The 8,465-nt window shown below is 70.8% G+C and carries 10 protein-coding genes and 1 pseudogene; 7 read left to right on the top strand and 4 right to left on the bottom strand.

All coding sequences use genetic code 11. The annotated features are described in order from the left end of the window. The first annotated feature begins 112 nt into the window (after nucleotides 1–112). From FV230_RS20540 to FV230_RS20520, 5 genes are all read left to right on the top strand, one after another. Nucleotides 113–772, top strand: coding sequence for an HAD-IA family hydrolase (locus tag FV230_RS20540; protein ID WP_147729967.1), 660 nt, complete (start codon nucleotides 113–115; stop codon nucleotides 770–772). A gap of 41 nt (nucleotides 773–813) precedes the next feature. Beyond that, complete coding sequence (locus FV230_RS20535) at nucleotides 814–1,608, top strand: ATP12 family protein (RefSeq protein ID WP_147843711.1); 795 nt, start codon at nucleotides 814–816, stop codon at nucleotides 1,606–1,608. 220 nt (nucleotides 1,609–1,828) lie between these two features. Then, nucleotides 1,829–3,361, top strand: coding sequence for an acyl-CoA carboxylase subunit beta (locus tag FV230_RS20530; RefSeq protein ID WP_147843710.1), 1,533 nt, complete (start codon nucleotides 1,829–1,831; stop codon nucleotides 3,359–3,361). A 76-nt stretch (nucleotides 3,362–3,437) separates the two neighbouring features. After that, nucleotides 3,438–3,698: a type II toxin-antitoxin system HicA family toxin gene (locus tag FV230_RS20525; RefSeq protein ID WP_147843709.1), complete on the top strand. Its 261-nt coding sequence runs from the start codon at nucleotides 3,438–3,440 to the stop codon at nucleotides 3,696–3,698. Then, a complete protein-coding gene (locus FV230_RS20520) occupies nucleotides 3,695–4,024 on the top strand; it encodes a type II toxin-antitoxin system HicB family antitoxin (protein WP_147843708.1) in 330 nt (109 codons plus the stop codon). The genes FV230_RS20525 and FV230_RS20520 overlap by 4 nt, the downstream gene beginning before the upstream one ends. Nucleotides 4,025–4,039: 15 nt before the next feature. On the opposite strand, the gene FV230_RS20515 is transcribed toward FV230_RS20520, so the two are convergent. The 4 genes from FV230_RS20515 to FV230_RS20500 all read right to left on the bottom strand — a co-directional run bounded on the left by FV230_RS20515 (nucleotide 4,040) and on the right by FV230_RS20500 (nucleotide 7,432). Further along, nucleotides 4,040–4,486, bottom strand: coding sequence for an ABC transporter ATPase (locus FV230_RS20515; RefSeq protein WP_147843707.1), 447 nt, complete (start codon nucleotides 4,484–4,486; stop codon nucleotides 4,040–4,042). A gap of 61 nt (nucleotides 4,487–4,547) precedes the next feature. After that, nucleotides 4,548–5,468 (bottom strand): metallophosphoesterase, encoded by a 921-nt coding sequence (locus FV230_RS20510; RefSeq protein WP_147727899.1) that lies wholly within the window; start codon nucleotides 5,466–5,468, stop codon nucleotides 4,548–4,550. 147 nt (nucleotides 5,469–5,615) lie between these two features. Next, nucleotides 5,616–5,840 (bottom strand): hypothetical protein, encoded by a 225-nt coding sequence (locus tag FV230_RS20505; RefSeq protein ID WP_147843706.1) that lies wholly within the window; start codon nucleotides 5,838–5,840, stop codon nucleotides 5,616–5,618. A 200-nt stretch (nucleotides 5,841–6,040) separates the two neighbouring features. Further along, nucleotides 6,041–7,432, bottom strand: coding sequence for an aminotransferase (locus FV230_RS20500; protein WP_147843705.1), 1,392 nt, complete (start codon nucleotides 7,430–7,432; stop codon nucleotides 6,041–6,043). 124 nt (nucleotides 7,433–7,556) lie between these two features. Here FV230_RS20500 and FV230_RS20495 point away from each other — a divergent pair, with 124 nt between their 5' ends. Both FV230_RS20495 and FV230_RS20490 read left to right on the top strand, forming a co-directional pair. After that, nucleotides 7,557–8,093 carry a hypothetical protein gene (locus FV230_RS20495; protein WP_147843704.1) on the top strand — a complete coding sequence of 179 codons (537 nt, stop codon included), beginning with the start codon at nucleotides 7,557–7,559 and terminating at the stop codon, nucleotides 8,091–8,093. Between the two features lie 133 nt (nucleotides 8,094–8,226). Beyond that, nucleotides 8,227–8,465, top strand: a pseudogene (locus FV230_RS20490) (hypothetical protein); the annotation flags it as partial.

Raw genomic sequence — 8,465 nt, 5'->3', positions numbered from 1 at the left:
GCCCCGACGGCCGCACCGACTCCCGCGACGGCGCCCGTGTCCGTCCCGCCGACGCCATCGGCGCCGGCTCCCGCGGAGCGCAGGCCGTGAGGCGGCCCTGCCGTCCCGGCACGTGAAGCTCGTCGTCTTCGACGTCGACGGCACCCTGGTCGACAGCCAGCACCTGATCGTCGCCGCGCAGGGCACGGCGTTCGCCGAGAATGGGCTTCCGGCGCCGAGCCGCGCCGAATCGCTTTCCGTAGTCGGCCTCTCGCTGCCCCAGGCGTTCCGGCGCCTCGTCGGGGACGACGGCCCGGTCGCCGAGCTGTCCGAGAGCTACAAGCGTGCGTTCAACGCCCTCCGGCTCGACCCAGACTACGAGGAGCCGCTGTTTCCCGGCATGGGCGAGCTGATCGCGCGGCTGCACGCCCGCGACGACGTGCGGCTCGGCATCGCCACCGGCAAGTCGCGGCGCGGCGTCGACCACCTCGTCGCCTTCAACGGCTGGGAAGGGTGGTTCGCCACCACCCAGACCGCCGACGACGCACCCTCGAAGCCCGATCCCGCGATGCTGCTCCAGGCGATGGCGGAGGCGGGCGTCGGCCCGTCGGCGACCGTGATGGTCGGGGACACCAGCTACGACATGGCGATGGCGGTGGCGGCGGGCGCCGCGGCCATCGGCGTCGCCTGGGGCTATCATCCCGCCGGCGCCCTGTTCGGCGCCGGCGCCGTGACCGTCGTGGACACGGCCTCGGCCCTCGGCGACCTGTTCCGGGACGGGTCCGGCGGCTGATCGGGCTCGCGAAACCGCACCCGATCGCCTATCTCCGAACCATGAGCGACGACGTCACGCAAGACTGGCTGGGCCAGCCCTCCGACACCCCGCGCCCCGACCCGATGCGGGCGGTGCGCGACCACGGCAAGCCGGTGCTGCCAAAGCGCTTCTACAAGGAGACCGAGTTCGCGGAGGGCGCGGGCGGCTTCCGCCTGACGCTGGACGGACGCCCGGCCAACACGCCGGCGCGCAACCCGCTGGCGGCGCCGACGCGGGCGCTGGCCGAGCGCCTCGCCGCCGAGTGGGCGGCGCAGGGCGAGACCATCGACCCGGCCAGGATGCCGTTCACTCGGCTGATCAACACCGCGATCGACGGCGTCGCCCCGCGCATGGCGGCGGTGGCCGAGGATCTGTGGCCCTACGCCGGCACCGACCTCGTCGCCTATCGCGCCGGCTCGCCCGAGCGCTTGGTCGCGGCGCAAGCCGAAGCCTGGGACCCGATCGTCGCGTGGGCGCGCGAGGCGCTGGGCGCCCGGCTGATCCTGAGCGAGGGCGTGATGCACGTCACGCAGCCGGACAATTCGGTCGCGGCCCTGCGCCGGGCGGTGTCGGCGATCGACGACCCGTTCCGGCTCGCCGCCTTCCACACCCTGACGACCTTGACCGGCTCTCTGCTGATCGCGCTGGCGGTGCTCGCCGGCCGCCTCACCGCGGAGGAGGGTTGGGACGCGGCCCATGTCGACGAGACCTACCAGGCTGCCGTCTGGGGCGCCGACGAGGATGCCGCGACCCGGCTCGCCGGGCGCAAGGTCGAGTTCCTGGCCGCGGCCGAGGTGGCGGCGCTCGCGCGCTGAGCGAAGTGGTCGCGCTGGCGCGCCCGGCGAGGTGGTGGGCCAGGCTTTGCCGGAGCGGTCGCGCACCGGAAAATTCGCCTTGTCGCCTCGCCAAATCAGGTTCAATTCCCCGGCGCGGAACCGCGTGCTAAGGCGCTTCGAAGCTTGAGCGGGCCGGCCTCCTCGGCCAGCTTAGGCAAGACAAGACTCTTCCGACGCCCGAGGCAGGACCGCTCGACCCATGAAGGACATACTGGAAAAGCTCGAGGAGCGCCGGTCGCTCGCCCGCCTCGGCGGCGGCGAGAAGCGGGTCGACGCCCAGCACAAGCGCGGCAAGCTCACGGCGCGCGAGCGCATCGAGCTCCTGCTCGACCACGGGTCGTTCGAAGAGTTCGATATGTTCGTGCAGCACCGCTCGACCGATTTCGGAATGGAGAAGCAGAAGATCCCCGGCGACGGCGTCGTCACCGGCTGGGGCACGGTCAACGGCCGCACCGTGTTCCTGTTCTCGAAGGACTTCACCGTGTTCGGCGGCTCGCTCTCCGAGACGCACGCGCAGAAGATCATCAAGGTCCAAGACATGGCCCTGAAGATGCGCGCCCCGATCATCGGCATCTTCGATGCCGGCGGCGCGCGCATCCAGGAGGGCGTGGCGGCCCTCGGCGGCTACGGCGAGGTGTTCCGGCGCAACGTCGCGGCGTCCGGCGTCATCCCGCAGATCTCGGTGATCATGGGGCCGTGCGCGGGCGGCGACGTCTACTCGCCGGCGATGACCGACTTCATCTTCATGGTCCGCGACACGAGCTACATGTTCGTCACGGGCCCCGACGTGGTGAAGACCGTCACCAACGAGGTCGTCACCGCGGAAGAGCTCGGCGGGGCCAAGGTCCACACCACGAAGTCGTCGATCGCCGACGGCGCGTTCGAGAACGACGTCGAGGCAATCCTCCAGATCCGCCGGCTGCTCGACTTCCTCCCGGCCAACAACATCGACGGCGTGCCGGAGATCGAGAGCTTCGACGACCCGCTGCGGCTCGACAAGTCGCTCGACACGCTGATCCCGGGCAACCCGAACAAGCCCTACGACATGGGCGAGCTGATTCGCCGGGTCGTCGACGAGGGCGACTTCTTCGAGATCCAGGCGGCCTACGCCCGCAACATCATGACCGGCTTCGGCCGGATCGAGGGCCGCACGGTCGGGTTCGTGGCCAACCAGCCGATGGTGCTGGCGGGCGTCCTCGACTCGGACGCCTCGCGCAAGGCCGCCCGCTTCGTGCGCTTCTGCGACGCCTTCTCGATCCCGATCGTGACCTTCGTCGACGTTCCGGGCTTCCTGCCGGGCACCGCGCAGGAATACGGCGGCCTGATCAAGCACGGCGCCAAGCTGCTGTTCGCCTACTCGCAGGCGACGGTGCCGCTGGTGACGATCATCACGCGAAAGGCCTTCGGCGGCGCCTACGACGTGATGGCCTCCAAGCACGTCGGCGCCGACCTGAACTACGCCTGGCCGACCGCGCAGATCGCGGTGATGGGCGCCAAGGGCGCCGTCGAGATCATCTTCCGCAGCGAGCTCGGCGACACCGACAAGATCGCCGCGCGCACCGGCGAGTACGAGGACCGCTTCCTGTCGCCGTTCGTGGCGGCCGAGCGCGGCTACATCGACGAGGTGATCATGCCGCATTCCACCCGCAAGCGCATCGCGCGGGCGCTGGGCATGCTGCGCACCAAGGAGATGGAGCAGCCCTGGAAGAAGCACGACAACATCCCGCTCTGAGGGTGGGAGGCAACGAGGTGCGGGTCGTCGACCGCACCGCGAAGGCACGTCTTGTGATACTGGCTGCTGATATCATATGAAGCTCGGCGGACGGCATCGGACGACGCTGGCGGCGATCTTCGCCGACCCCGTGCGCTCGGGTGTCGTCTGGTCCGACATCGAGGCCCTGATGAGCGCGTGCGGCGCGGAGATCACGGAAGGCCGCGGGTCGCGGATCCGGGTGGCCCTGCACGGGGTGCGGGCGGTGTTTCACCGGCCTCATCCGCAGAAGGAGACGGACAAGGTCGCGGTCAAGTCGGTGCGACGCTTCCTGATCGAGGCTGGAGTCACGCCATGACGACGATGCAGTATCGGAACTACGAAGCCTCCGTCGAATACGATGCGGAAGCCGATATCTTTCACGGCGAGGTCTTGGATCTCCGCGACGTGATCACGTTCCAGGGCCAGTCCGTCGACGAGCTGAAGCAGGCGCTCGCCGACAGCGTCGAGGATTACCTAGCCTTCTGCGCCGGGCGCGGGGAAGAGCCGGAGAAGGCCTTTTCCGGGCAGTTCGTGGTGCGCGTCGAGCCGGGCCTGCATCGCGCGCTGGTCTCGTCGGCACGCCGGGCCGGAATCAGCCTCAACAAGTGGGTCGCCCGCACGTTGGAGCAGGCGGCCGATTGAGGCGGCCCTCCGCGCTCAGCTCCGGTCGCTGTGCTCGATCACGGCGCACATCGTCAGGGGGCCCTTGTCGGTGCCCGAGACGGAGCAGGTGATGCGGGCGCCGCCGGCGTCGACGTTGCTGTGGCGCAGGCGGCTCGCGGCCTCGCGGGCCTTGTGGGCCGCCGCCTCGATCACGTCGGCCGCGATGCCGGTGACGGCGTGGCCGGCCTTGCCGAACAGGGCGTAGTAGCCGTCGGGCGGGGCGTCGCCGCGGAACTGCGCGCCGACCGACGAGAGCTGCGGGCCGCCGCAGGACAGCGTCAGGGTGGTGCCGTCGCCGGCCGTGAAGTTGGCGAAGTCGGCGCTGCGGTTGCCGGGACTCGCCGTCGTCGCCTTGGCGACCTTGTCGATCAGGTCGCCGCATTCGTCGGCGAGCGCCGGGACGGGCAGGGCGAGGATGAGGCCGACGAGGAGCGCGCGCATGCCGGGAACGTAGCGTGCGTGCGCGAAACGGCCAGCGCCGGCGCGTGAGGCGTCTCGCCGCTCAGGCGGTGGGCGACGGGCTCGACCCGAGCTCGAGCAGAACGATCTCGGGCGGCACGCCGAGGCGGACCGGGATGCGGCTGACGCCGAACCCGCCCGAGACGATCATGTGGCGCCCGTCGGTGACGACGTGGCCGTAGGAATAGTCGTGCCCGTGGATCGGGCGGATCGCCGGCGAACGGCCGAGCAGGCGGATCTGGCCGCCATGGGTGTGCCCGGCAAGCGTCAGCGACACCCGCTCCGGCACGTCGACGAAGGCGTCCGGCTCGTGGATCATCAGGATCACCGGCGCCGCGTCGGTCACCTTGGCCATCGTCGCGGGCAGGTCGTCGCGACCGCTGTCGTCGTCGAAGACCAGGAACGGCTGCTGGTCGCCCAGCCCCGCGATCCAGAACGGGTGCCCGTCCTTGGAAAGGCGCAGCGCGTCGTTCTCCATCACCGGGATGCCGACCGCCTCGAGCACGCGGCGTGCTTCCGGCACGCCGCCGCGGGCCGCCTGGGCGGCCGCGTCGTCCCACCAATCGTGGTTGCCGAGGATCGAGTAGGTGCCGAGCGGCGCGCGCAGGCCCGCGGCGAGCCGCGCGAACTCGGGCAGCGGCACGCGCTTCCAGGCGATGCGGCCGGCGGCCGGATAGTCGCCGAGCATGAGGATCAGGTCGGGCGACAGCGCGTTCGTCGCGTCGACGATCTCGGCGACGCGGTCGAGCGGCATGAACGGCTCGCAGACGTGGAAGTCGGCGAGCACCGCGACCTTGAGGGCGAGCCCCGGCGCCCAACCCGGCAGGCGCGGGGCGTAGCGGGTCACCACGAGGCGATGCAGCGGCTCGACGCCGAAGGCGTAGGCGCCGGTCGAAAGCCCCGCCGCAGCGAAGGTGCCGCCGATTCCGGTCAGGACCTGCCTGCGGCTCGGCAGGATCAGCATGGAAGCCTCGGGTTCGCGTCTGTCGGGCGCTCCTAGCGCGGCACTTCGGCGAAAGCGCGGCGCGGGCTGGGAGCGGGCGACGAAGACGCGAACCCGTCGAGAAAGTCTGAACCGAACCGTCGGGAACGGGGCGGTTCGCGCGATCGGTCAGTCGATCGGCGCATCCTCGTGCACGATGCCGAGCACGCCCTTGCGGTTGGTCCGCGGGGCGACCTTGCCGGCCGGCTTCACCGAGTGGGCGGCGGCGGCGAGCGCCGGAAGCGCGAGGGGACGGAAGCCGTAGCGGGCCTCGGCCTGGTCCATCTGCCGGCGCTCGGGCTCGTGAGCCTGGGCCTGCATCTCCGAACCTTGCATCGCATCGGGGGCGTACATGGGTTTGCGTCCTGTGGTCGTTCGCGTGACGGTCGCGCCGTCGCTTCGTGCCCCCACGCCGCTCCAGGGCGGTGGCGGGCGATTCGAGATCATCCCCCGGGTCCTGAGCCGGCGGATGAACGATAAGGGTGCAGCCTGGATGAACGCAGGCTTAAGAAAGCGCTGCCGCGTCGCAGCATTCCAGGGGGCGCAGTACGGTGCTAGAGGGATGGCATCGCCTCCAGCCCTTCGGCGCGGATCCACGCCGCGGTCCGGTCGAGCCCCCGTGTCAGGCGGTCGAACAGGGCGTCGATCTCGTCCGCGGTGATGATCAGCGGCGGGCAGACGGCGATGCGGTCACCCATCAGGAAGCGCACGATCAGCCCTTCCGCTTGCGCGAAGGCGACGCAGCGGGCGGCCACCCCGGCCTTCGGCTCGTACTGCCGGCGCGAAGCCTTGTCGGCGACGATCTCGAGCCCGCCGATCAGGCCGAGGCCGCGCGCCTCGCCGACGATCGGGTGCTCGGCCAACGCGGACAGCCGCGCCTGGAAGTGCGGCGCCTTCGCCGCCACGCCCTCGACGATGCGCTCGCGCTTGTAGATCTCGATGGTCTTCAGGGCGACGGCGCAGGCGACCGGGTGGCCGGAATAGGTGGTGCCGTGCCCGAAGGTGCCGATCTTCCGGCTCTGCTCGCGCATCGCCTCGTAGAGCGGCTCGTCGATCGAGACGCCGCCGAGCGGCACGTAGCCCGAGGTCAGGGCCTTGGCGAAGGAGAGTGTGTCCGGCCGCATCCCCAGCGCCTCGCTGCCGAACCAGGTGCCGAGGCGGCCGAAGCCGCAGATCACCTCGTCGGCGATGAAGCGCACGTCGTAGCGGGCGAGCACCGCCTGGATCGCCGCGAAGTAGCCCTCCGGCGGGACGATGGCGCCGCCGGCGCCCATCACCGGCTCGGCGACGAAGGCGGCCACCGTCTCCGGCCCCTCGCGCAGGATCGTGGCCTCGAGCTCGTCGGCCAGCCGCTGCGAGAACGCCGCCTCCGTCTCGCCGGGCTCGGCAAACCGGTAGACGTGCGGGCAGCCGACATGGAGGAAGCCCGGCAGCGGCAGGTCCCAGTCGGTGTGGTTGGCCGGCAGCCCGGTCATCGAGGCGGTGGCGATGGTGACGCCGTGATAGCCGCGCTGGCGCCCGATGATCTTCTTCTTCTTCGGCCGGCCCAGCGCATTGTTCAGGTACCAGGCCAGCTTGACCTGCGTGTCGTTCGCCTCCGATCCCGACGAGGTGAAGAAGATCTTCGAGGTCGGGACCGGCATCAGCTCCTTCAGCACCTCGGCCAGCTCGATCGCCGGATCGTGGCTGCGGCCGGAGAACAGGTGGGTGAACGGGAGCTTGCCCATCTGCGCGCGGGCGGCCTCGACGAGCTCGCCGTTGGAGTAGCCGAGCGCCGTGCACCATAGCCCCGCCATGCCCTCGATGTAGGGGCGGCCTTCCGTGTCGTAGACATGGACGCCCTCGCCGCGCTCGAGCACCAGCGGCCCGGCGCCCCGGTGCGCATCGAGATTGGTGTAGGGGTGGATCAGGGTTTCGACGTCGCGGACGGCGAGGTTCGAGAGCATGCGGGCGATCCGGTGCTGTGGCGCGTAGGCCCGCCACACTACCGACCCGATGCGGGCTCAGGTACCCCGGCAGAACCGCGCGGCCTCGGCCGGGCCCCTTTCGTAACCGCGGAGCCTCGACGCGATGCTCGATCCCGCCACCATCGTCGCGATGCCGGCCCCCGGCCGCGCCTGCGGCGCCTGCACGCTGTGCTGCAAGGTCTACGACGTGCCTGCGGTCGAGAGCGTCGCCGGGCAATGGTGCCGCCACACCCGGGCAGGGCGCGGCTGCGCGATCCATGCCGACCGGCCCGACCATTGCCGCGCCTTCCACTGCCTGTGGATGACGGAAAGCTGGCTCGGCCCCGAGTGGAAGCCCGACCGCGCCAAGATGGTGCTCAGCCTCGATCCGGTGAACCGCAACATGAACGTGCAGGTCGACCCCGGCCAGCCGAAGGCGTGGACGCGCGAGCCGTATTACGGGCAGCTGAAGGCCTGGGCCGCGGCCTCGCTGCCGATGAAGCGCCACGTGCTGGTCCACCTCAACAAGGCGACGACGGTGGTGCTGCCGGACCGGGACGTGCCGCTCGGGACCCTGACGCCCGACGACCGCATCACCATGCGCGAGCGCATGGGCCCGCACGGCCCGACCTTCGACATCGCGGTCGTCCGCGCCGCCTGAGGGCAACCGTCGATCGGGTGCCTTTAACCCCTCCGCAACCATACCGCGCGATAAATCCGCGACCGCCATCCTCGTACCGGAACCAGCCGGGAGGATCGTCGGGCGTGGCTTTTCCAGTACGGGTCGGTTCGGCGTGGGCACGAGACGAGGACGACGCGGACGGGGCCTCATCGGGCTCGGCACCGCCTTCACGCCCTGGATGGCCGGCCTCGGGCTGCTGGTCTCCTTCACGGCGAGCGCCGGCACCGAGACCAGCTTCGGGTCGAGCCGGCTGACCGAGAGCGACGCACGCCTGGTCCCGGCCCTGCCGGCCGGCACCGTGCTGATCGGCGCGAGCCTGCGCCGCGACGGCGCCGGCGCCCTCCTCACCAT

It is taken from the genome of Methylobacterium sp. WL6 (assembly GCF_008040095.1).
Classification (GTDB): domain Bacteria; phylum Pseudomonadota; class Alphaproteobacteria; order Rhizobiales; family Beijerinckiaceae; genus Methylobacterium.
Note: the sequence above shows the minus strand (reverse complement) of the source record. Positions and strands in the feature narration are given on the sequence as shown.